The organism is Acinetobacter sp. CFCC 10889, assembly GCF_003268395.1.
In the GTDB taxonomy this organism is placed as follows: Bacteria; Pseudomonadota; Gammaproteobacteria; order Pseudomonadales; family Moraxellaceae; genus Acinetobacter.
On the sequence record NZ_LQXQ01000005.1, the window covers coordinates 1 to 23,946 of the forward strand.

Here is a 23,946-nt window from a genome sequence, read left to right on the forward strand (position 1 = left end):
AAAGTCACTCACCCACAGTTGGTCAGGATGATCAGCATTAAAATTACGTTTCACTAAATCATCTGCTCTTTTTTGATCATCTCGGTTACGGGTGGTTTGTTTATTCTTACCACGCCAAACACCTTGTATACCTAGCTTCTGCATCAATTGAGCAACTGTACAACGTGCGATAATATAACCTTCACGTTTCAATTGTTGCCAGACCTTACGCACACCATATCGACCTGAACTTTCTTTCCAAATTCGTTTAATTTGTTCAGCATGATACTCATCATGTAGATCTCGTTTCGCTCGATGTTCTGGATTGTCAGCGAGATCTAAAGTTCGGTAATAGGTTGAAGCTGCGATCGGTAAAATCCTACAAATCGCATCAACACCATATAAGCCTTTATTGTTATGGATGAAATCCACCATTATTTGTGTGGGCGGTCGAGCTCCGCCTGGGCGAAAAAAGCGGCTGCTTTACGTAGAATTTCATTGGCACGCTTTAATTCTTTAATTTCACGTTCCATTTGTTTCATTTTTTCTTGATCAGATATCTGTTGTACTTTAATAGGATTTTGCTGATCTAAATGCTTTTGATGCCAGGCACGAAGTGTTTCAGGAGTACAACCAATCTTAGGCGCAATTGCTGTGATTGCAGCCCAAGTAGAAGGATAATCTTTTTCAGATTCAATCAATAATTGAACCGCTCTTTCTCTGATTTCAGGGGTATATTTTAATTTTGTCATCGGGGTAGTCTCTCAGAATATTGACTCTCCGACAAACCCGGTACGGTTCAATTGGCTAAGCTTTTTGGGAAAGTAATTCCATTACAACTTTTGAAAGAAATCAACGAAGATCTTATGTATGACTTAAAGTCGATTGAACTATACGAAGATACACTTTCCACTCTTCAAACTCTAAAAAAGTATGGTTTCCAAATTGCACTTTGTTCCAATTTAGCAATGCCCTATGGTGAACGGCTTAAAACAATATTTCCTAGTATCTTTGATGCCGTTTTTTTAAGTTATGAAGTTGGGGCTATAAAGCCTGACCAGCAAATCTATGAAGTTATTAAAGCTCATTTTAGCTGTGAAATGACAGAAATACTATTTATTGGAGATCATCCAATTTTAGATTTTGAAAAACCAATTTCTTTAGGAATGTCCGCAAGACTAATTGAACGCCATAGCGAACAAAACCTATCGGATGTAATACATGATCTAATTTAAAGCTAGATAGGCCTTAGCTTTGATTTTCAAGAAAAATATCCGATGTATACATATATGGAGATTTTTCAGTACATGCTGTTACAAAACCACTTTTTTGTGCTTCTCTAAATGCTCGATAGTGTTTTCTATAAAGTGACTTTTCCTTAAATTGAGGAAATACAAAATAAAAACACTCATTAATTTCTTTAAATGTACTCTCTTTAAAATATGTTTGCGATAAGAAACTAAACCAATAGCTCTTAATTGATTGATATTCATACATAATTTTACACACATATAATTCTTAATGAAAATATCCCATTTTGGGATAATTTTGTTAATAGTACAACATCTTGAGCCATGAGCTCAATACATGACCCTCGCTATAAAAAGCTAATAAAAGAACTTATTCGTATACGTGAGTTAAAACAAGTGACTCAGGTAGAATTAGCCACATCTTTAAATAAACCCCAATCTTACGTTGCTAAAGTTGAAAACTTAGATAGAAGACTAGATATATTGGAACTGAATGATTGGTTAACTGTTTTGAATATTTCTATCATTTCGTTTATAGAACAAGCTTTAGGCATAGACACTTAAAATGCAGCAATAATTTCTCTAGAACCCAATAGAAATATTTTAAGGTAAGTACCCAAAATGGTACTTACCTGCGACTATTCATAAATCATCAAACCACTGAAAAATTCTCAGATTATAGGGGCTTTTGTTGCACAAACCTGAATAGTCATAGATTGAGCTAATCCAAACAGTAGTAACTCATTCCATTGTTTAATTAAGATGTATATGAAATAAAATTAGATACTTAAACAAAATGAGCCATCAGCTTCTTATATTGCTCATATGTCACATTGGATATTTTTATAATCCTTGCAATCTGCTTTAATCCATTAATTCTTTTATCATCAATTGCTGAGTGAATTGTATCAGTGCCACTATATCGCTTGATATTCTCTGCGTTAAAGACTCCTAGTTTTGAAACCTGCACAAATGCCTGTGAATCATTTAGATATAGAGTGGTGCTGTCTTTATTAGCACGATAGGCTATTGTTACATTTGATGAGATTTGATAAGCAATAAATGGACCTGCCTGATGCTTAATCGCATGTAATGCTTCTTCATCACATAATGTATTTAAATCCTTAAAAATATTATAGCTTTCCTGATTTAGAATTTCAGTTTCTAGAATTTTACCTTTACGATTTTTAGCATTAATTTTGACTTTAAACATCACACTTCATCCATCATCAACCTATCTAATTGATAAATATTCGTTTTATATAATTTACTTTGTAGAGGTTGAAGTTGGTCAATCATAGAATAGAGTTGATTTACTTTTTCAATAATACGTTTCTGTTTATCTAATGGCAGTAATAAAACAGGAACTTCTATTATCCAAATAATTATTCATAATGATTAAAAATATCAACAATAGTTCACAAAGAAGAACTTATGATAAAAAATATCAGCGTTATACATACTAAAATATAATACAATATAGCGCTGACTTGTAAACATTCTAACGTCAAATTTAAAACTTCAGCCTCAAATTTTCGGATACTTCAGCTATTAGTTTTCCAGGAACATTTGAAGCTTTAGCCAGATCCTTCCATCCTGACACAACCTCTATTGTGTGATTTAAAACCTCTAGCACATATTTACGAGTAAATTTCCTACTCAAATGTTCTACTGAAAGAATATCTTCTAATACATAATCTCTGCGTTTACCATTCAGGGACATCCAGTGAGAATCTACCCAGAATGAATCTGGTTTATAACTAAATGCTAAATCATAAGCAGGTGCTAGCTCCCATTTCTGATCTCGAAGTATAAATGAGAAGTTTTTGGCATGATCATCGTGATTACGTGCCACAATATTGAAAATCATTCGCTTTAATATTTGTTCAGCTTCAACTGCAGTCATTTTAAGCTCACGAAGTACAAGAAATAGTTCTTCATAAGAAAATGATCCAGGCATCTTATAATCGACATGAGCCATTGCATTTAAAGTTTGTACATGCAGCTTTTCGTTCCCGATTCTGTCATATCTTTGAGTTACGAAATGTTGTCTGTCACCTTCATGCAACAGATAACAAGGCATCATATCAATATCACAGGCAGTAGCCATTTGATAATAGACATATTCCATTGCACCATACCCTAAAGGATCACCAAATGTTTCTTTGTTGGTATTCCTCTCAGTTACACCATCAAATTTCATTAGGTAGTGTGTGTAACCATTTGGAACATTCGCTTGCCCTGATCTGACTTTTGTAAAATCCTTATTAAATGCTAAAACTGCTTTAGGTCTTGCTCCACCTGCGCTTGTCCCTACGCTTAAGAGTGACAACATCGCTTCCTGGTCATCAGAGCCATCTGATCTTAGCTCGGCATCAAATTCGTTACGTGCCGATAAAACTTCCTGTGCAATAGCTACAAGTTCATCTATTTGAACAGATTCATTTGCATTTAATTCTCCACGAGCTTCAGCAGGTAAGAACTCTAATGCCCCCATGCCACGCTTCCCTATGTAGCGAAGTCGTTCAATTGGGGTAATGCTATTTGCTGCACGTCCTTTTGAAGCTAGCCAGGTATTTAAGATACGATTACCAAAATCATCTGGAAGCGAATCAGCTAGCACTCCTGGTAATCCTTTGAAAGTTTCAGGATTTAAAGCATTAAAGTTATATATATAATTTTCCCGTAAAGGCATCATTAAAGGCGATAACTCTATACCAGCACTAACAAATTTTGGCATATATATAAACGCGCTTTGACCTGTTATGGGATCAAAACTTAAAGCTCCAACATCTAATTCTTTGTATACAACTTTAATTACATCAACTTTATCTACCATCCTAAATCTTCTTCTCTATCTGTCTTATCAATTTTCTTGTTCGATACTGTTTTGTTGTGTGAACCAGATGCTCTCTTTCTAATCCGACCTCTTAGCTTCAATAATTCTATAGGCGATATCTGTTGCGGTGGCATTAAATTGTCTAATTGATCAGTGCTTTTCAAAGCAATTAAAACAGCCATCAAATCCTGAATACTACCTCGGCCTTGTTCTAAATTTTTTATAGTGTAGCGACTCACGCCTGCCGATAAGCCGACTTCTTCTTGAGTAAGATCTAAATTAAGTCGTGCTTGCTTTAGTCGGTCACCTAATTCACGCCCCATCGCTTCTGGTGTTTTCAATGCTCCAAATTTCATAGCTTCACCATTTTAGAATTTCCCTAATATGAATTTACTTTATCATTTTTAATATTTACTGTCATTATGATAATAAAATTCATCATTAAGACTATAATTTCATATTTATGATTAAATATTTAATCATTATGGTTATAAGTTATAAAGTAAAAAATTTTGTCTAAAAAAATTATTTAAGAATAAGTTTGTGCAAATAAGCCGTATTAATATAAAGAAACCCTGTACACAATATCTACAGGGCTTTGAAAGAGAGAAATTAACTGTTAATAGATAAATTCTGCTCTAAAACTTCAAGAATTTTTTCAAGTTCTTGTTGTGTCCCGCAAGAATAACCATTTTTTCTACTTTGCTGTCTTAATATATCTAATGCATCAGGATTTTCTATGAGGTATTCAACCAATTCCAGCGGTGTGAAGCCAGCATGATCTTTTTCCCAAAGTTGTTTCGGTACTAATTCTACTAACTTTTCGACAGCGTAAATATTTCCTGACCAACAAGCAGTATGTAACGGTAATCTTCCATCCATTGTTCTCAAATTCCAATTAGAAGACTCTGTACAGAAAGTATCAAAAACTTTTGGAGATTTAATTTTACAAGCTGTATGTAAGGCGGTCATCCCTTGATAATTTTGAATATTCGCATCAGCTCCAGCTACTAGCATCTGTTCCACCAATAGCGTTTCACGAGCTTCAACAGCCAACATTAATGGTGTTTGGCCTTTTAGATCAGGAATATTCAGTTGTTTTGGATATTTTTCAAAAATATCTTTTAAAAGGGTTTCCCAAACTTCTAATATCTTTGTATCCATCACTTTTTGAGCTTTAAGAAATAGTTTCAGCATCAGCATGAGCATTGAATTGCCTTCAACGTCGGGCAGATTAGATTTAAACAAAGCTTTATTAGAATTTAGCCAATCCTTCAATCCTGCTAAATTATTTTGTTGTAGCAAAGGAAAAAGTTTATCCAAGGCTGGTTTGACCAGAATTTGACTGAGCGGGTGTTCAGGTTTAATTCTAGGATACGGTTTATAAAGATCTTCCCAAAAATAAGAGTATGCCCAACGTGCTACTTCCTCTATAGAAGGTATTTGATCACTTTCTATCATTCCACCACTAAGCATTTCACGATAATATTTTTCGTGATTGTTTGTGATAAGTTTTTGATTCGCCACTGCTACAGCTAAACAATCTCGTGCAATTTCTCCAGTCATTAGACCGTAGCTACCTTTAAAACTTTCTTCCAATGCATCTCTGAAATATTTTGATGCCTCGTCAAAATTATTTTGTGCCAATAAGTGTTTAGCTTTGTACTGCAAAAGGGCAAACTTCCATAAATCATATCCTTCGGTTTTTTCTGCTTCATCAAGTAAAGCTTCAACCTTATTTTTACAATCTTTAGGTCTGTTTTTACTTTCACCATTTAAATAGTAAGCAAGTTCGGGGATAACAACTAGAATTTTCTCTATAGGCGTATTAGCCAGTTCTCTCATACGCTTAGCGGTTATTTCTTTCAAGTGAATAGGTAGCTCTGGTAACTGGGCTACGCCACTTACTATCCAATAATTCTGTTCATTTTGTAATGCTCTCCATGGTGAGCTTTGTTGCATACGAGCCTTTAACTCTTCAGTTTTGGTTTGCTCTTCATAAAAGTTATGGAGTTTACGTACAGTATGTTCAGCAATTTCAGCACATGATTCCGGATCATGACCAATTACATCATCAAGTACATCGCTTGCATTGATACGGAAGCTATAGCTCAGATACGTTGCTAGCTCATCAATAGCTGTTTCTTTACATGAAGGTAGAATCGAAAGTAATAAACTTTCTTTATCCCATTCAGGTAAATGGGCCTCAAACCACATATCCTCAGCAAATTCACCAGCATCTTTGCAATTTTTCCAAGCCTCAATCGTTAGGTTATAAACGCCTTTATATAACGCAAATAATTGTAGGATTTTATTTTTGGTTGGATCTATACAATACTTATCTACATCAGGACATTGGGCTTTGATCAAACGGTGATAAATATCTTGCACTGCACTAGCAACAATAAGTCGTTGGCGAATAACGTCTATTGAAGGCGCTGAATAGCGATTCAATAAGCATTCAATTAATCTAGATTTTTCTTCTTCATTTCCGTTCCCCTGCAAAATTTCCGTAAGGATTTCCTCAGATAAAGGAATTTCAAATTTCAGCTTTTGAGCATTTAGATCCTTTTTGTTGATAAAAGCTAATGCTTGATTAAATTGCTCATCAAAAGTAATCGTTTTATCTAGGGTAAAGGCACCTGCAAAATCTAAACTTAACCCTTCTGGGAAATATTCATAAATAGAGCTATAACGAATAGTATTCGTACCATTCTTCCAGTTATAGAGAGAACGTCTTAAATTTTGAATGTCTATATCTAAGCTATGGTTGGCAACACTGTCTACCTCTGTTCCTAGTAGATCTGTTAACCAGTCAATGACTTGTGGCACAGGTAGAATTAGTTTTTTATCACCATCACTTTCAATCACCTCAGGTAAATACCAGAAACGACCACCAGGCATACCTTTATCAAAAGGGGTCTCAATAGCCTGGAATGCCGAAAATCGTGCTAAACCTGGCACTAAGAAATGCGTTAGAAGCATCCAGTTAATTTGTTTTTGATCAGCATTAAATGTCCAAGTTTTGAGTTCAAGACCTTTATAGGCATTTGCAATATTGGTTAATGATTGCCAAATGGCATCAAAAGACTCAGGGCGAACATTAAGTTTTTCAAAAATAGATAAAATAATTGTTTTCATCATGTCAGATTGCTTACTGATACTGATTTTCCCAGTAGCAAATTTGTTCTTTTGAACTGTCGAATATGAGGTATTACTACCAAGACTTTGATGGATTTCTAACAGTACTGATTCAATTTTTGGTAAAGTGCCCATGTTATAAGTGTATGCGAAATTAATTTGAGGACATCTTATCTATTTATCTACGAAACTACGATGAAAAAAGATGTCCCCCCCTATCAGTAATAAATATAGATCAATGTGTTGCTTTTACAATTAAAGACTTCATAGCCTCAAATCTATAGCGGACTATGGAATTAGTATCCCGACACATTAGACTCTTAATAAAAAAAATAAAATGCTTATAATCAAATTACTAAATTTAATTTTTATTACGGTTTCATCATGAGTGATAACTTACCAACGGAAGGATTAGGCCAAGAAATTGGACGTAATGCAAAAGATATTTTTGCAATTAAAAGACCTCGTAGTTGGATACTAAAAGAACTTGATGGTGATACCGACTTTGGTATTGATTATATTGTTCAAGTTCACAATCCTCAGAAGCAAGTTGAATTCTCCTTTTACTTACAACTAAAAGGAACACAATCACCAAAATATAATTCTGATAACCTTCATATTAAACATCAATTTAAAACGAAAACACTCAATTATTATTTAAGGCAAGATTCTATAGTAATGGTTGTTATTGTTGATTTAAAAGATGAAGATGAAGATGAGCCAGGTAAGGTTCCTGTTTATTACCAATGGTTGGATGAAGCATGGTTTAGAAAACAGCCAGTAGATTTAGATCAGCAAGATCACTTTACAGTCTCTGTCCCAACAGAAAATAAGTTATTCAGAAATCTTGAAATTTATGATTTTTTAAAAGCTCGTTATCATGAAAAAATAGCTGCTGAAAATTTAAAATTCACTATTAAAGATCTCAATAAGCCCGTAGTAAAAAACTTAGAACTAATTTCTGAAAAAATAAAGACTAAGCCCATTTATTTAGAAAGTATGGCTACTGACAACCTAGAGCCTTGGATTAACGATCCTGAAGGCGCTGTAGCAAGTCAGCTTAAAATTTGTGCTAGATATTTTGATAATAATAAAATCAAAGAAGCAAAAGATTTACTAATTAAGTTAGAAACTAAAAGTATTGAATTTTCAACACACGAACTTGCTGAATTTCATCTTCAACTTGGACATCTTGCCATTTTTGAAGATAAATATGAAGAAGCCTTAGAACAGTTTGAGAAAGCTGACAGTCTTAAAGTAAATAATCGCTATTTATATACTTACTTATTAAATAAGATTCGTTATCTAGATCTCAGCAACGAACAGTTAGAAGAAATTTTGAGTTTACCTCTAAATGATAACGACAATGCTCATCTAATACGTGCAATCGCAATGACTTTAATAGGGCAAGAACAAGAGGCTCTTGGTTATTTTCAAGAAAAGAATCCTGAAAAGGTCATCAGACAATTACTTATATGTATGAATGGTGAGCTTTATGACGAAGCAGATCAGATCATCGCTACTTATGTTCAAACTGATTTAGATTCTGATGAAGATAAATTTCTCTATCACTCCTTAGCTGCCAAGAGATATTTTCATCGGGCGACAGGAAAAGAGTCTATCTATAACACACCTTTTCCTTTAGAGGGTTTTCCAGACTTTGATATAGGTTTAATGACTAGTGCTTTTAATGCGATACAAAAGGCTTGGGAAATCAATAAAAATTTAAATTATAAATTTGATATTGAGCCAATCTTATCGATAAGTCCATTTATTTATGGGTATTTTGATAAGTCCAACCATTTATTTTCTTATTTGGAGCCACTTCTTCATGCGAGACCAACTAAATCTGTATTAAGACAAGCGTGTCGGATTCAATACGATTACCATAATTTTTCAGAGGCTCTTGGTTTACTTGAACAACTTAAAGAGTTAGATGCTGATGAAAAAGCCATGCTTATAATATGTCTATTTAAAGAAGGTAGGCACCAAGAAGCTTTAGACTTCTTGGCTCTTCATGAACAAGAAATTATAAGCACATGTGGGAACTCAGCTATTCAATTATTTATTATGGCTAGTGGTATAGCATCTGAGATATTAAACACTAACCTTGCAGAGAAATATCAAAAAATTGTAGAGGAGATGCCAGATGCAGAAGCGGCCATAGCCCTTCAAAAGTTTATTAGATCATCACATCTAAATCAAAACCAGTCTAACGAATATCTTAAAGAGCTATATCAAACTTACCTTACCTTGCATAAACCAAAGATACTCGCAGAACAATTAATAATATTCATTCAACCAGAAAGTCAAGAAACTGCCCTAGCATATATTGATGTAGCAGAAAAAATTTTAGAATCTCAAGAACTGTCAAATCATAAGTATTTAGGCTTATGCCAAGCTTTATTTATAGTGAAAAATTGGCCTAGAACTATTCAAATTGCAAATAAAAATATAAAAAAAGGTGTAAGTATCGGCAAGTGGAATTTGATTAAAATCGGGGCTCAATTCAATTTAGGACTTATAGGTTTGGCTAGTAGCCAAATCCATCAAATGCTGAACAATCAGCAATTAGATGATCAAGATAAAAAGTTCTATATTGAACTATGTTTGGGAATGGGACTTGGTCAAAAAATCATTAAACAGATGGTGGGACTTTTACCAAATATAAAAAGTAGATTTGAAAAAGTTAAACTACTTTTTCAAATCATTAATGTATATAAAAGCGATTCTAAATATGCTAGCGAACTTCAAAATGCTATTTTCAGTTTAGGTGCTTATGTAGATCAAAATGATTATTACCAAGAAGGTAATTATCTAGCTTTATTTATGACTTGTATTATGCTCAGAGGCTCTCTTAAGCCTGAACATGAAGTTTATATAAATGATTTTAAAGAGCGCCAGAATAAATACTTTATGCAATTTCCCGAATCTACAATTTTCAGATCAGCAGTCTTTCCAGAGAACGCAACTGGAGAGGAATTAATAGCATTTTTAAATAAACTGACAGGTCGTAATCAGAATCATATTGATCAAATAAATGAAATTACTGAAAAAATTAGAAATGGTAAATCTCAATTGCCTTTTGTTTTTAGACAAAAAATTTTACAGAATACGGTCAATATTTTTCAAGCATGGCATAATGCTTGTGATAAATCTGAAAAATATTTAGATTACAAAATCATCCATAATCCAGCTAGTACTAATGAAAAAGAAATTAAAGCCTTCATTGAAAATAGCTCAGGATATATTGTTTTGGATGAAACAAGCTTATTGTTACTTAATCAACTTGATTTACTAGATATTTTTCTAAAAGAGTTACCTAGGTTTACGCTTTTAAGATCCGTTTTTAATAGAATTAAAAGTATAGCTCACGATAAGATGCAGCTTTTCAGTGAGCAGGCCGATAAGATTTGGCTTGCAATTCAAAGTAATATAGATAAATTAACGTTAATAGAAGAGGATAAAGTTTTAGGGTATGTAGAATCATTAAAAGATTCATCTTCATTTATTTTTACTGAAGATAAAATACTTTATGTTTTGCTAAAAGAGAAAATTAAAGATTTAAATTCTGGAAATATATTTAATATTATCTCATACTTGTATGAAAATAATGCAATAACTAAATCTATATTTGTAGAGAAAATATCAGATTTTTTTATCTTAGATTTTAAGGGAGTCACCTTTTCAGCAAAGAACGTTCATAGTTATATGACCTGTATGCTTGAAAATAAAACTTTACTCAATGAATATCGATCTTCTCCGTTATCAAAAGTAATTGATTATTACTTATCGTCTGAAGATAACCAGGCCCTAAAATTAAAAAACTCTTTTGTCTTAATTACACATATTACCCCTTATGAATTAAGTTCTGATATCCTTTCTCATATTATAAATCATGTCTTGGAATATACTCCTTATTTTGATAGTTATTATATTATATCAATATATATAATATCTTTAGGACTGCGATTCAATTTAATATTAAACCCTACCACTCATATTTCTTCCGCACATAAAAAACTGTGGGAAAAGTATAAAGAATTAATGGAATTAAATTCTGAAAATATTTTTACAGATGATTTTTTAATTAACACTGTTTTAAGCTCTTTACTCAGACTTAAGATTAATAAAATTGATAGAGAAATGACTTTAATCAACGAGAAAAATATTAAACAAGCTTACTTAAACTTATTATTAACCTTCCCCTTAAATACAAAGGAACATACTAAAATTAAGATTTTCAAAGCAGTATTTGATTATTGATATTTAAAAATCATGTTAAGTATATTTCTTTCAATTATTTTTATTTATTATTAAACTAAGGTTTATTTATGATCATCAAAGAAGAACACTACCCTCCTAGACTTCCTTTTATAAATAATTTATCTGTTTAGTAATGTTTAATACTAATTAATTATTTATAAAATTTCTGCACATTTCTTATTTATAAAATAAGCCTATTAATAAAGAGTAAAAATATCCATTTTTAAAATGGTACCTTTACGATTTTTAAAATCGACGGTTTAATATGTAGTGCTAAATTCTTAAATATGTATGTAACACATCAACTATGTTTACATTTTATGCAGTTTGATTGTTAAATTTGAGCTATTATTTTGGTCCTTTTAGTTTACAAAAGGTATATTAGATTGAAAATTTGAAGATGTTTACATTTTCAATAAAAGTTTTAGCGATAAATTATTAGACGCTAGAATTACTGTGTATTTCAAGCATCTCTCATGAGTTTACATAAAATAAAAAGGATTATAATGAGTCAGTAAAGCGATCGCATAAGACAATTTTTCCCAAAGCCAAAGCAGGTAAAATCACAGTTTCCACATGCTGTGCACGTGCGGCATACATCAGCAATAACTCCGTGTCATTGCTCATCTTTTCTTCGTGATTCACTGACAACAAGAGAGCCCGCATTTGTTCTGCCAAAGGTGTGCCCCCTGGTTCACGAGTAAGTACAACATCTTTACCTAATGCTTGAAAATGCTCAAATAATTTTCGAATCAGTGTAGTTTTACCTACACCTTCTGTGCCTTCAAAACTAATAAACATCATGACTCCTTATTTTTTAGCACGCATCACAGCAAGATATTCCTGAACCGCACGATTATGATCTGCCAAATTGGCTGAGAATTTGTGCCCACCATTGCCTGTTGCCACAAAGTAAATATTGTCCGAATCATCAGGATGCATGGCTGCCTCAATGGCTTTTTTACTTGGTAATGCAATCGGCGTAGGTGGTAAACCATTGATCGTATAAGTATTATATGCAGTTGGTGTGCGTAAGTCTTGCTTGGTGATATTGCCTTTGTAGTTATCCCCCATACCATAAATCACCGTTGGATCTGTTTGCAGGCGCATACCCATTTTCAAACGGCGGACAAATACACCCGACACCTGACGAAGCTCACGATCCACACTGGTTTCCCGTTCAATGATCGATGCCATAATCAAGGCTTCATATTTATTTTGATAAGGTAAACCTTGAGCACGTTTTTCCCATGCAGTATCTAAAATTTTCATTTGACGTTGATATAAATCCATCAAAATCTTTTTATCGCTTGCACCTTTATCAAAGAAATAAGTATCGGGTGCGAATAAACCTTCCGCATGTTCATAAGGAATATTGAGTGCTTTCAGCATTTCAGCCGTAGGGAGATTTGCCACTTCTGCTTTAACATATTGATCTTTTTTCAAAGTTTTTAACAATTGTTTTGTGGTAGTGCCTTCAATCACCAAAATTCGGTTCATTTGCGCATTGTCCGCATCAGAAACCATCATCAAGACTTCACGTACACTCATGCCTTTCGAGACTTCATACACCCCAGCTTTCATCGTTTCATCAATAAAAAATTTACGATACAGTTTTAAGAGAATCGGAAAACTGACTTTGTTGTCCTTGGCAAGTTGATCAATAAAACCTGTATAGGTTTCACCATTATCAATGACCAATTTTTGCTTTGTGCCTTCAACTGGATAAGTTTTAAATACACTCATATTTAAAATGATTGCAACAAAGACCAAAAGCCCAATCAATATGAGCGCCATACCTTTATAAAATTTATTGGGTGCACTATTTGGCGCTTTTTTATGACTTTTTGTAGGAGGATTAGACATGAGATTTAAACTGTTGTAATTGCAAAGTTTCGAATAATTCAACACAAGGTTGAAGCGCCAAAGTTCGACCATCCAAAGACTGTACTATTTTCATCGGGCTTAACGCATTACAAAAAAATAGACTTTGAATATGTGGAATTTCATTTAAATCAACTGAACGGAGTTGACATGGAATGTGCTGTTGTTGCATTCGTTGTAAAATCTCCGCACGCATCACACCATGTACACCATTATAGCGGAGTTCAGGGCTAATCCATGTATTGTTTATTTGAATAAAACAATTACTGCTCACTCCTTCAACAACTTTACCTTGCACATCTGTAACCAAAGCCTCAATCCAAGCTTTTTCCTGTGCTTCTTTTTTTAGCATCACTTGTTCAAGGCGATTCAGACTTTTTAAACCCACCAATGCAGGCATGGTTAAACCAATACGTTGTGTCAAGACACCACTATCAATGTATTCAGGCTGAAATAGCTGTATTTTTTGTGGATAGTAAAATACATATAAATCAGCAGGATGATCTGGCATAGCATAACCACGCTGCCCTTCACCCCGACTAATTACAATTTTTAAAGTACCATTCAATGAATCAAATTGTTGCTGAAGTTGTCGCAAACTTTGTTCTAAAAAAGCAAAATCTACCTGTAAAAATAACCGTTCCGCAGAATGTTGCAAACGTAAACGATGTAAGTCTTCCAATTCAATCACATTTTGATAAATTCGTGCTGTGCTAAAGCAACCATCACCATACTGAAAAGCCCGATCAAAAATTGATACAGAATCAATAATTTGACCATTCTTATAACAAAATACCATGTTTATTTCCCAAAAATACAACAAATCTCAGCGCATTTAAAAACCAATCTTATGCGTTTTTATTCATATAAAATTCGTTTTTTATTATTTTTTATGGATAAAGACTGGCGTTATGCTGCACCCATATTAACGAAATTATGAATTATTTGGGGCATAACACATGCAATTTTCAAAATTAAAATTAGGTATTGCTGCGGTACTTATTTCAGCAACCTCTTTTACAGCAACCGCAAAAGATTTTCTTAATGTCTCTTATGACCCAACCCGAGAGTTATACGACAACTTTAACAAGCAATTTGCTGGTTATTGGAAGTCTAAAACTGGACAAGATATTACTTTTAAACAATCACATGGTGGCTCAGGCAAACAGGCACGTGCAGTAATTGATGGTTTGAGTGCAGATGTGGTCACTTTGGCACTAGCTGCTGATATTGATGCGATTGCAGACAAAACCAATTTACTGCCTAAAGATTGGCAAAAGAAATTTCCACAAAACTCTACACCTTATACGTCAACAATTGTTTTTTTAGTACGTAAAGGCAACCCGAAAGGCATTAAAGACTGGGGGGATTTAGTGAAACCTGGTGTTGATATTATCACGCCAAATCCAAAAACTTCAGGCGGTGCACGTTGGAATTACCTCGCAGCATGGGCATGGGCAAAACATAAATATGGCTCAGATGCTAAAGCACAAGATTTTGTACGTCAAATTTATAAACAAACCAAAGTATTAGACTCTGGTGCACGTGGAGCAACCACAACATTTGCAGAGCGTGGTATCGGTGATGTGCTATTGGCTTGGGAAAATGAAGCATTCTTAGCACAACGAGAGCAACCAGGTAAATTTGAGATTATTACTCCATCTCTTTCAATTTTAGCTGAACCGCCTGTAGCGATTGTTGAAAAAAATGCTGAGAAAAATGGCAGTTTAAATCTTGCGAAAGCTTATCTGAACTATTTGTACTCACCTGCTGGACAGGAAATTGCAGCGAAAAACTTCTATCGTCCTCGTAATGCAGCCACATTACAAAAATATGCAACAACATTTAAACCACTGAAACTCGTCACGATTGATAAAGAATTTGGTGGTTGGGCGAAAGTACAGAAACAACATTTTGAAAATAATGGTGTTTTTGACCAAATCGTTAAAGCCAATACTTCAAAATAAAACTGTGAAATAAATCAGCAATAAAGGAGCATCGACATGACACACAGCATAATTGTTCCAGGTGTAGGTGGCAGTGATTATGATCATTGGCAGTCTTGGCTACAACGCCAACTCATGTCGTGCTCACGTGTACAACAAGATTGGAATCATCCTGTTCTAGCAGAATGGATTGACAACTTTGTACACACCTTAAACAAAGTTAATGCACCGACTCAAATCATTGCACATAGCTTTGGTTGTTTAACCAGTGTGGCTGCTTTAGCACAATATCCTGAATTAAAATCAAAAGTTAAAAAATTGGTTTTAGTTGCACCTGCCAATCCTGCCCGCTTTGGTGAAGCAGGTTTTGCACGAAACAGTGTTGGAAATTATGCTGAATATTTCCACAAACTGCGGATTGATGTACCTGTAGATATGATTATTTCTGAAAATGATCCTTGGTTAAATTTTGAAGATGCTCAAGCCTTAGCAAAAGCATGGAAAATTAAACCACATAACTTCGGACAAGCTGGTCATATTAATGTTGCATCAGGATTTAGTACTTTTCCAGAAATTTTTGATTATTTGATTGCAACCCCTGCAAATGCTTATATCAATAATTTTGATGAGAGCAAGTTGTTTTTTAAATTTGCAATTTGAGTATTGCCTTTTAAGCTTGGCAAAAGTTTTTAGTTTATTGGCTTGTTGACTTCAACAAGCTTTCTCTCTTTGAGGAGTAGTCATGTCGCAGCGATCCCGAGTGCTGCCAGGATTTGGTCTTTCACTAGGCTTCACCCTAGCGTATCTATCTTTAATCGTACTGATACCATTATCTGCCGTATTCATAAAATCATTAGGTGTGGGTTGGGATGGACTCTGGGAGATTCTCAGTTCAGAACGTATTATCAAATCCCTACAATTGAGCTTTGGTACAGCCATTGTTGCAGCCTTAATTAATGTGGTTTTTGGTTTGTTATTGGCATGGTGCTTAGTACGTTATACCTTCCCAGGTAAACGCATTGTCGATGCCTTGGTTGATTTACCTTTTGCTTTACCTACCGCAGTTGCAGGGATTGCATTAACTTCTTTGTACGCACCCACAGGTTGGATCGGTCAATATCTAGAACCTATAGGCATTAAAGTGGCTTATACCCCGATCGGGATCACCTTAGCCTTAATTTTTATTGGTATTCCTTTTGTGGTACGTACTGTACAACCTGTACTCAGTGATTTTGAAACTGAACTTGAAGAAGCGGCATCTGCACTCGGTGCAAATCGTTTTCAGATTATTAGTAAAGTGATTTTACCTGTGTTATTTCCTGCACTATTAACAGGCTTTGCTTTAGCATTTGCTCGTGGTGTTGGTGAATATGGCTCGGTGATTTTCATTGCAGGGAATCAACCTTTTGAAACAGAAATTGCACCACTCATGATTATTTCTCGTTTAGAAGAATATGACTATGCAGGTGCAACCACCATTGCTGTCGTGATGTTAGTCATTTCATTCTTTATCTTGTTCTTGATTAATTTAATTCAAGCATGGGCAAGTCGCCGTACAGGGAGAACTGCACGATGAGCTTAACCACCAATAGTAATGCTTTGGCTGAAAAACTTCAGTCACGTGATGCAACTCGTGAGCCACAATGGGTACGTTATACCTTACTGACAATTGCATTGATTTTCTTTTTAAGTTGCTTAATTTTACCGTTGATTTTGGTTTTTGTTGAAGCCTTTAAACAAGGTTTAGCCGTTTATTTTGAGGCATTAATTAACCCTGATACTTTATCAGCAGTAAAACTCACTTTACTTACCGCAGCGATTGCTGTGCCATTAAACGTGATTTTCGGTGTGGCTGCAGCATGGTGTGTAGCGAAATTTAATTTCCGTGGTAAAGCGATTTTAACCACCATTATTGATACGCCATTTTCGGTATCTCCTGTCATTGCTGGTTTAATGTTGGTGTTGATTTTCGGTTCGCAAGGTTGGTTTGGCGGCTGGCTCATGGACAATGACATTAAAATTTTATATGCAACACCTGCCATTGTGTTAGCAACTGTGTTTATTACTGTTCCTTTTGTTGCCCGTGAACTCATTCCTTTAATGGAAGCACAAGGCACTGAGGAAGAAGAAGCTGCGATTGTACTAGGTGCTTCAGGTTGGCAAACCTTTTGGAAAGTCACCTTACCCAATATCAAATGGGGCTTAATTTACGGTGTAATTCTGTGTAATGCACGTGCAATGGGTGAGTTTGGTGCAGTTTCAGTGGTCTCAGGACATATTCGTGGCGAAACCAATACCTTACCGTTACATGTAGAAATTTTATACAACGAATATACATTTAGTGCCGCATTTGCAGTGTCATCGTTATTGGCTTTATTGGCAATTATTACCCTGATCCTAAAAACATGGGTCGAGTTCCGCCAAGAAAAACATAACCAAAGCAAAGATGATTCAACAGTTTCTTAAGGAATGACCTCATGAGTATTCAAGTTAAAAATATTGAAAAACATTTTGGTGCATTCCATGCATTGAAAGACATCACTTTAGATTTTCCAGATGGTCAATTGGTTGCCCTACTCGGTCCATCAGGTTGTGGTAAAACCACATTATTACGCATCATCGCAGGTCTAGAGTCTGCTGATCGTGGGCAAATCGTTCTTGAGGGTCAAGATGCCACGAATGTTCATGTACGTGAACGTCAAGTTGGTTTTGTATTCCAACACTATGCGTTATTCCGCCACATGACAGTGTATGACAATGTTGCATTTGGTTTGCGTGTTCGCCCTCGTGCAACTCGTCCAAGTGAAGCCGAAATTAAAAAGCGTGTCACTCGTTTACTTGACCTTGTACAACTTGGCTTCTTGGCAGATCGTTATCCTGCGCAATTGTCTGGTGGTCAACGTCAGCGTATTGCATTGGCTCGTGCTTTGGCAGTTGAACCACGTGTATTGCTGCTTGATGAACCTTTTGGTGCTTTGGATGCCAAAGTACGTAAAGAGTTGCGTCGTTGGTTGCGTACTTTGCATGATGAATTACATATCACGTCTATTTTTGTGACCCATGACCAAGAAGAAGCACTCGAAGTTGCTGATCAAATCGTAGTGATGAACAAAGGTGATATCGAACAAATTGGTTCACCACGTGAAGTTTATGAAAAACCTGCTACGCCATTTGTCTTTGACTTTTTAGGTCAAGCCAATCGCTTTGAAGGTGAAAATCGTCAAGGTACGATTTATTTAGGTGAGGATCGCATTCAACTTGCAGCGGCAAAAAATACTGCGGATGGCAAAATCATCGCATTTGCACGCCCTGATGAACTGACAATTCATACCCAGCCCACTGAAAATGCCATTCAAGCTACCTTCTTACGTGAAGTTTGGATTGCAGGCAAAGTCATGGCAGAGTTACATGATCGCCAAGGAAATTTAATTGAAATTTCCTTAAATTCAGAAGAGGCAAAATTACATAAATTTAGACCAAACCAAACCGTTTGGGTCAGCCCTTCCACTTTACATTTATTTGAAAATCAAGTTGCGTAATACGCTCTACGGATGAGTGCCAAACACTCATCCAAACCCCGAGGTAATGATTAAAATGAACTTTCAACAATTACGAATTATTCGAGAAACTGTTCGACAAAATTATAATTTAACTGAAGCATCTGCTGCTTTGTACACCTCACAGTCTGGTGTGAGTAAACATATCAAAGATTTAGAAGATGAGCTTGGTGTACAACTGTTTGTACGCAAAGGTAAACGCCTATTAGGCTTAACTGAACCAGGTCAAGCATTATTAAGCATTGTAGAACGCATGTTAATCGATGCTGACAATATCAAACGCCTTGCAGATGACTTTAATAAAGTGGATGAAGGTACTTTGACCATTGCCACAACACATACCCAAGCACGTTATGTGTTGCCTCCAATTGTCAATTTATTTAAAAAAGCTTTTCCAAAAGTACATTTGATCTTACAACAAGCCAGCCCAGTTGAAATTTCTGAAATGTTACTTCTGGGACTTGCAGATATTGGTATCGCAACAGAATCATTAACCACAGAAGATAACTTGGGTAGTGTGCCATTTTATGAATGGAAACATAGCATTATCACTCCACAAGATCACCCACTGACAAAGCTTGATCCTAAGGACATTACTTTAGAAAAATTAGCTGAATATCCAATTATCACCTATCACGGTGGTTTTACAGGGCGTTCAAAAATCGACAAAGCTTTTCAAGATGCTGAACTAGATGTCGATATCGTCATGTCAGCACTGGATGCCGATGTGATCAAAACCTACGTTGAGCTCGGTATGGGAGTAGGTATTGTCAATGATGTTGCCTATGACACTGAACGTGATCATCGTTTAAAACAAATTGATACTGATATTTTTGGGTTAAATACAACATGGATTGCAGTGCGTAAAGGACACTTACTGCGTGGCTATGGTTATGAGTTTATTTCACTCTGTTCACCTGAAGCGGATATTAAAGCACTTAAAAAAATCGCTTATCCTGAAGATTAAAATAATGAACAAATAGACAAAATCGAATAGAGAGTGCCAATCACTCTCTATTTTTTATTATCATTTTAATAATCAAATAATTATTACCATTAATGATTGCACATCTTTCATAATCCTCATAAGATTCATGTACAAAAATAAAGCAATAATATTTCATACTTGGGTAGGGGTCACGACATGAATATTGGTCTTTGGGGAGTATGCACCTTCGGGGTTGTCCCCTGTCTGTGTTTTGCAGCAGGCTTGGAGAATTCTGATCAATCAATTGTCGCTTTTTTGGAAAAAGACAACTATTTAGAATTATCTACAGCACGTCTTCATCCCAATGTTTCTGGACAAGTCGCCAATCAAGATATGCTAAAAAAAGTTGGGGTGAATGATTTTTCAACGGGGCAACTGATTCAAGACTATTCTCTGTTCAATGCCGCCATTAAAATACAATATCATCCGAATTGGTCATTGGGTTTGATTTATGATCAGCCCTATACCGCTGAACTTGACTACCAATATGCACCTGATTCTTTACTCTCAAACAAAACTATTGAAGCTGCGAAATTTAAAGTCAAAAGCCAAAATCTCACAAACCTTTGGGGTTATCAACCTAATCCAAATTGGAATATTTATGCAGGCTTTTCTCTACAAGAGTTTCAAAGTAATTTAAGTTTGGAAGGTTTATCCTATTCAATTATGAGTGGATATCATGCTAAATTTAAATCAAATACTGCTATAGGTTGGCTAGTAGGTGCTAATTATCAAATTCCAGAATATGCACTTAGTACATCTATCACCTATCGTTCTAAAATCAAACATGATAACCATGTCAATGAAAGTCTCGCAGGGAAAACCATACAATTTATCCCCAATACCAGCACCAATATTCAAACACCACAATCAGTAAATGTTGATTTTAAAACCGCAGTCAGTAGCAATAATTTAGTTTATGGTTCTATACGTTGGGTCAATTGGCAAAATTTTCACATGCAACCAACACAGTTTAATGCCATTTTAGATGCTGCTATTTTGCAATATCCCGAGCTGATCCAAAAATTTAACTTGATTGAATATAAAAAAGATCAATGGGCGAGCAAGTTAGGACTGGCGCATCGCATCAATGAACAATGGATTATATTATCCGATGTTTCATGGGACTCTGGTACAGGTAATCCCGCAGGAACACTTAATCCCTCCGATGGTTTTTATGCTTTTGGTCTAGGTGCAATGTATCGAGCACAACCCAATAGCTTTATTGCTGCAGGCTTAAAATATTTTCAATTACAAAATGCAAATACTGCTCAGAATAATGTTTTTGTGGCAGGCAATCAAAATACCAATCTCAATGCAGTTGATGATAATCATGCAATTGCTTATGGTTTAAAAATTGGTTATTCATTTTAATAACTGATAGACATAAAAAACGAGCCGAAGCTCGTTTTTTTAACTATTATAAATATCAAGTCTTACCAGTTGTAGCTAATACCTACTTTACCAACTGGAAGCCATTCATATTTATCATCATTCTCAACATTTTCTTGGTGTTCAGCCAACAAGTCACGGTCAGCTGCTGTACCACCTACAGCTGTGATTTTCGCTTGTGGATTACCTGTATAATAAGCACCAACTTCACCAAAAACACCTACATTTTTAGTAATTTTAGGTGCCCAACCAAAACCAACGTATGGTGCGATATCATTGTCATAGTTGACTTTACCATGTAATGAATCAAAGTTAGTTTTGTGACCTTCGATTTCGATATTTCCACGACCTGCTTTAGAGTTAAGTTCATATTCAGTATCTACATAACCCACACCCGCTGCTGCATATAAGCCTTGTACCCAACGGTTTTGGCTCGCACCCCAAGGACGGAATTCAGCATTTAAATAAGCGAGGCTATTATCCATATCCATGTCGTATTTTACGCCATCTACAGATAAGTCATCAGACCAAGAAATATCGCCACCATTATAACCTAATGCCAAACCTACATATGGGTTTGCAGTCCAAAGTAAAGCACCACCATAACCTGTAGTACCTACTTCAGCACGCACACCAGTTGGAATAAGTTGGCTTTTATCAAAGGCATAACCACTATGTACAACTTGATCATCAGCCATTGCAAAACAAGACGCAGATAATGCTGTTGCAACTGCTAATACTTTGAACATTTTCATAGATGTCTCCTCAAAAAAGCGTTTTTCTTTAATCATTAACTATATTTTTGACTCGCATTCATCATATTCAAAAATGTAGTGAGGAAAAATATACGTATTGATGAAGTTTTGTTAAGTTTTGATACAATTATACTTAATTATTTGTTTTTGGTTACTTTACATATTGGCAAAACTAGGATTTTTATGCTTAGACCCAAATTGCTTATTTGTAGATCGTATTTTTTCTATAAAAAGCTGTTTTTTTCTCACATTCTAGCGCTTTTTTTGGTGTAGAATCTTGAACAAACTTTTTGGAAGGAAGATCATGTCTCAGCTTTCAACTCTTATTGAGCAAGCATTTGAAGACCGTGCAAATTTTACTGCAGCTACTTGTCCTGCAGAAGTTCGTCAAGCAGTTGAGGACGTTATTGCTGGATTAGATAACGGTACACTTCGTGTAGCAGAAAAAATTGATGGTGAATGGGTTGTTCATCAATGGCTGAAAAAAGCAGTTTTATTATCATTCAAAATTAATGATAACAAACCAATCGAATCATGTGATCTTCGTTTCTATGACAAAGTTGATACCAAATTTAATGGTTGGACTGACGAACAATTTAAAGCAGCTGGTGTACGTGTTGTTCCACCTGCTGTTGCACGTAAAGGTTCTTTCCAAGCTAAAAATGTGGTGCTAATGCCATCTTATGTCAACATTGGCGCTTATGTTGATGAAGGCACAATGGTAGACACTTGGGCAACTGTAGGTTCTTGTGCGCAAATCGGTAAAAATGTTCATTTATCTGGTGGTGTCGGGATTGGTGGTGTTTTAGAACCATTACAAGCCAACCCAACGATTATTGAAGATAACTGTTTCATTGGTGCACGTTCTGAAATTGTTGAAGGTGTAATCGTTGAAGAAGGTTCTGTGATTTCAATGGGTGTATTCATTGGTCAGTCTACGAAGATCTATGACCGTGAAACTGGTGAAATCCATTATGGTCGTGTCCCTGCTGGCTCGGTTGTTGTATCAGGCAGCCTTCCATCAAAATGTGGTAAATACAGCCTATATGCTGCAATCATCGTGAAAAAAGTTGATGCGAAAACTCGTGCTAAAACAAGTTTGAACGATTTATTACGCGAAGACTAATTTTTCATTTTGCTTCTGCGGAACGCAAAGAGTTCCTCATCTCCACGCTCAGATATGATCGTGGAGATTTTTCATTTTGTAACCTGTGGTAAATCTCATGAATGCTCTGCGAACTTCGACTATTTCTGTCTCCGATCCGTCTGCGGGACTACGTATTACGGAGATTTTCTATTCTTTGCAAGGTGAAGCCAATGCTGCGGGCTTACCCACTGTCTTCATTCGTTTAACAGGCTGCCCTTTGCGTTGTACCTATTGTGATACAACCTATTCTTTTGAGGGTGGCGAACGCCAATCCTTAGAGCAAATTATTCAAACAACGCTTGATTTTAAAACCCCTTATATTTGTGTGACGGGGGGTGAACCACTTGCTCAACCCAATGCCTTACCTCTGATGACACGCCTTGCAGACTTAGGTTGTGATGTTTCATTAGAAACCAGTGGTGCATTGGATGTATCCAAAGTTGATCCACGTATTTCCAAAGTTTTAGATTTAAAAACACCAACATCTGGTGAAATGCAACGTAATTTATTGAGTAATTTTGAGTATTTAACAGCACACGACCAGATCAAATTTGTGATCTGTAATCGTGAAGATTATGACTGGGCAAAACAGCAAGTGGTTGAATTCCAGCTCCATGAAAAAGTGAGTACCGTTTGGTTCTCACCTGCTTTTGCAGTCGAAAAAGGTGCTGTACGTTTACCACAATTGGCACGTGACCTTGCACAATGGATTTTAGAAGACCATCTCCCTGTTCGTTTCCAATTACAATTGCATAAATTGTTATGGAATGATGAAACTGGTCGTTAATAGATCGCTTATATG

General features: G+C 35.5%; 20 protein-coding genes, 2 pseudogenes and 1 other annotated feature. Of the genes and pseudogenes, 12 read left to right on the forward strand and 10 right to left on the reverse strand.

All coding sequences use genetic code 11. The features are described from left to right. Nucleotides 1-731, reverse strand: a pseudogene (locus AVJ19_RS02675) (IS3 family transposase); the annotation flags it as partial. Continuing rightward, nucleotides 340-456, reverse strand: a sequence feature (AL1L pseudoknot). (Overlaps the previous pseudogene by 117 nt.) Nucleotides 732-782: 51 nt before the next feature. On the opposite strand from AVJ19_RS02675, the gene AVJ19_RS02680 reads away from it, so the two are divergent. Continuing rightward, nucleotides 783-1,214, forward strand: a complete 432-nt coding sequence (locus tag AVJ19_RS02680; RefSeq protein ID WP_322873937.1) for an HAD family hydrolase — start codon at nucleotides 783-785, stop codon at nucleotides 1,212-1,214. Between the two features lie 13 nt (nucleotides 1,215-1,227). On the opposite strand, the gene AVJ19_RS02685 is transcribed toward AVJ19_RS02680, so the two are convergent. Next, nucleotides 1,228-1,476 (reverse strand): hypothetical protein, encoded by a 249-nt coding sequence (locus AVJ19_RS02685; RefSeq protein WP_111858272.1) that lies wholly within the window; start codon nucleotides 1,474-1,476, stop codon nucleotides 1,228-1,230. Nucleotides 1,477-1,553: 77 nt separating this feature from the next. Between AVJ19_RS02685 and AVJ19_RS02690 the strand changes: the two genes are divergently transcribed. Then, on the forward strand, nucleotides 1,554-1,793 hold the full coding sequence (locus AVJ19_RS02690) for a helix-turn-helix domain-containing protein (protein WP_111858273.1): 240 nt from the start codon (nucleotides 1,554-1,556) through the stop codon (nucleotides 1,791-1,793). A gap of 223 nt (nucleotides 1,794-2,016) precedes the next feature. Here AVJ19_RS02690 and AVJ19_RS02695 read toward each other — a convergent pair whose 3' ends face one another. From AVJ19_RS02695 to AVJ19_RS02710, 4 genes are all read right to left on the reverse strand, one after another. Continuing rightward, nucleotides 2,017-2,442: a hypothetical protein gene (locus AVJ19_RS02695; RefSeq protein WP_111858274.1), complete on the reverse strand. Its 426-nt coding sequence runs from the start codon at nucleotides 2,440-2,442 to the stop codon at nucleotides 2,017-2,019. Between the two features lie 300 nt (nucleotides 2,443-2,742). After that, entirely contained in the window at nucleotides 2,743-4,068 is a 1,326-nt protein-coding gene (locus AVJ19_RS02700) for a type II toxin-antitoxin system HipA family toxin (RefSeq protein ID WP_111858275.1), read from the reverse strand. After that, nucleotides 4,062-4,424, reverse strand: a complete 363-nt coding sequence (locus AVJ19_RS02705) for a helix-turn-helix transcriptional regulator (RefSeq protein WP_111858276.1) — start codon at nucleotides 4,422-4,424, stop codon at nucleotides 4,062-4,064. The genes AVJ19_RS02700 and AVJ19_RS02705 overlap by 7 nt, the downstream gene beginning before the upstream one ends. 256 nt (nucleotides 4,425-4,680) lie before the next feature. Continuing rightward, a complete protein-coding gene (locus tag AVJ19_RS02710; protein WP_111858277.1) occupies nucleotides 4,681-7,344 on the reverse strand; it encodes an ankyrin repeat domain-containing protein in 2,664 nt (887 codons plus the stop codon). 249 nt (nucleotides 7,345-7,593) lie between these two features. Here AVJ19_RS02710 and AVJ19_RS02715 point away from each other — a divergent pair, with 249 nt between their 5' ends. After that, nucleotides 7,594-11,475 (forward strand): DUF4365 domain-containing protein, encoded by a 3,882-nt coding sequence (locus AVJ19_RS02715; protein WP_111858278.1) that lies wholly within the window; start codon nucleotides 7,594-7,596, stop codon nucleotides 11,473-11,475. 507 nt (nucleotides 11,476-11,982) lie between these two features. Here AVJ19_RS02715 and tmk read toward each other — a convergent pair. From tmk to pabC, 3 genes and pseudogenes are all read right to left on the reverse strand, one after another. Further along, nucleotides 11,983-12,276, reverse strand: a pseudogene (gene tmk, locus AVJ19_RS02720) (dTMP kinase); the annotation flags it as partial. Nucleotides 12,277-12,285: 9 nt separating this feature from the next. Beyond that, nucleotides 12,286-13,341: an endolytic transglycosylase MltG gene (gene mltG / locus AVJ19_RS02725; RefSeq protein ID WP_111858280.1), complete on the reverse strand. Its 1,056-nt coding sequence runs from the start codon at nucleotides 13,339-13,341 to the stop codon at nucleotides 12,286-12,288. Then, nucleotides 13,334-14,158 carry an aminodeoxychorismate lyase gene (gene pabC / locus AVJ19_RS02730; RefSeq protein WP_111858281.1) on the reverse strand — a complete coding sequence of 275 codons (825 nt, stop codon included), beginning with the start codon at nucleotides 14,156-14,158 and terminating at the stop codon, nucleotides 13,334-13,336. Before pabC ends, mltG begins: the two co-directional genes overlap by 8 nt. Before the next feature lie 160 nt (nucleotides 14,159-14,318). On the opposite strand from pabC, the gene AVJ19_RS02735 reads away from it, so the two are divergent. The 7 genes from AVJ19_RS02735 (at nucleotide 14,319) to AVJ19_RS02765 (ending at nucleotide 21,224) form a co-directional block, all read left to right on the forward strand. Continuing rightward, entirely contained in the window at nucleotides 14,319-15,326 is a 1,008-nt protein-coding gene (locus tag AVJ19_RS02735; RefSeq protein ID WP_111858282.1) for a sulfate ABC transporter substrate-binding protein, read from the forward strand. A 36-nt stretch (nucleotides 15,327-15,362) separates the two neighbouring features. Then, a complete protein-coding gene (locus AVJ19_RS02740) occupies nucleotides 15,363-15,965 on the forward strand; it encodes an RBBP9/YdeN family alpha/beta hydrolase (protein ID WP_111858283.1) in 603 nt (200 codons plus the stop codon). A gap of 82 nt (nucleotides 15,966-16,047) precedes the next feature. Then, on the forward strand, nucleotides 16,048-16,881 hold the full coding sequence (cysT, locus tag AVJ19_RS02745; protein ID WP_111858284.1) for a sulfate ABC transporter permease subunit CysT: 834 nt from the start codon (nucleotides 16,048-16,050) through the stop codon (nucleotides 16,879-16,881). Then, a complete protein-coding gene (gene cysW / locus AVJ19_RS02750; protein ID WP_111858285.1) occupies nucleotides 16,878-17,771 on the forward strand; it encodes a sulfate ABC transporter permease subunit CysW in 894 nt (297 codons plus the stop codon). Before cysT ends, cysW begins: the two co-directional genes overlap by 4 nt. 11 nt (nucleotides 17,772-17,782) lie before the next feature. Further along, the gene (locus AVJ19_RS02755; RefSeq protein ID WP_111858286.1) at nucleotides 17,783-18,844 is read left to right on the forward strand and encodes a sulfate/molybdate ABC transporter ATP-binding protein; all 1,062 of its coding nucleotides are present in this window, start codon (nucleotides 17,783-17,785) and stop codon (nucleotides 18,842-18,844) included. A gap of 55 nt (nucleotides 18,845-18,899) precedes the next feature. Further along, nucleotides 18,900-19,829: a CysB family HTH-type transcriptional regulator gene (locus AVJ19_RS02760; RefSeq protein ID WP_111858287.1), complete on the forward strand. Its 930-nt coding sequence runs from the start codon at nucleotides 18,900-18,902 to the stop codon at nucleotides 19,827-19,829. 177 nt (nucleotides 19,830-20,006) lie between these two features. After that, nucleotides 20,007-21,224 (forward strand): outer membrane protein transport protein, encoded by a 1,218-nt coding sequence (locus AVJ19_RS02765; RefSeq protein ID WP_111858288.1) that lies wholly within the window; start codon nucleotides 20,007-20,009, stop codon nucleotides 21,222-21,224. Between the two features lie 62 nt (nucleotides 21,225-21,286). Here the strand turns inward: AVJ19_RS02765 and carO are convergent, their stop codons facing one another. Beyond that, nucleotides 21,287-21,997, reverse strand: a complete 711-nt coding sequence (gene carO, locus AVJ19_RS02770) for an ornithine uptake porin CarO (protein ID WP_111858289.1) — start codon at nucleotides 21,995-21,997, stop codon at nucleotides 21,287-21,289. 304 nt (nucleotides 21,998-22,301) lie between these two features. Here carO and dapD point away from each other — a divergent pair, with 304 nt between their 5' ends. Together dapD and queE are read left to right on the forward strand one after the other, a co-directional pair. Next, nucleotides 22,302-23,123, forward strand: a complete 822-nt coding sequence (gene dapD, locus AVJ19_RS02775; RefSeq protein WP_111858290.1) for a 2,3,4,5-tetrahydropyridine-2,6-dicarboxylate N-succinyltransferase — start codon at nucleotides 22,302-22,304, stop codon at nucleotides 23,121-23,123. A gap of 97 nt (nucleotides 23,124-23,220) precedes the next feature. Further along, the gene (gene queE, locus AVJ19_RS02780; protein ID WP_111858291.1) at nucleotides 23,221-23,931 is read left to right on the forward strand and encodes a 7-carboxy-7-deazaguanine synthase QueE; all 711 of its coding nucleotides are present in this window, start codon (nucleotides 23,221-23,223) and stop codon (nucleotides 23,929-23,931) included. Nucleotides 23,932-23,946: the final 15 nt, after the last annotated feature.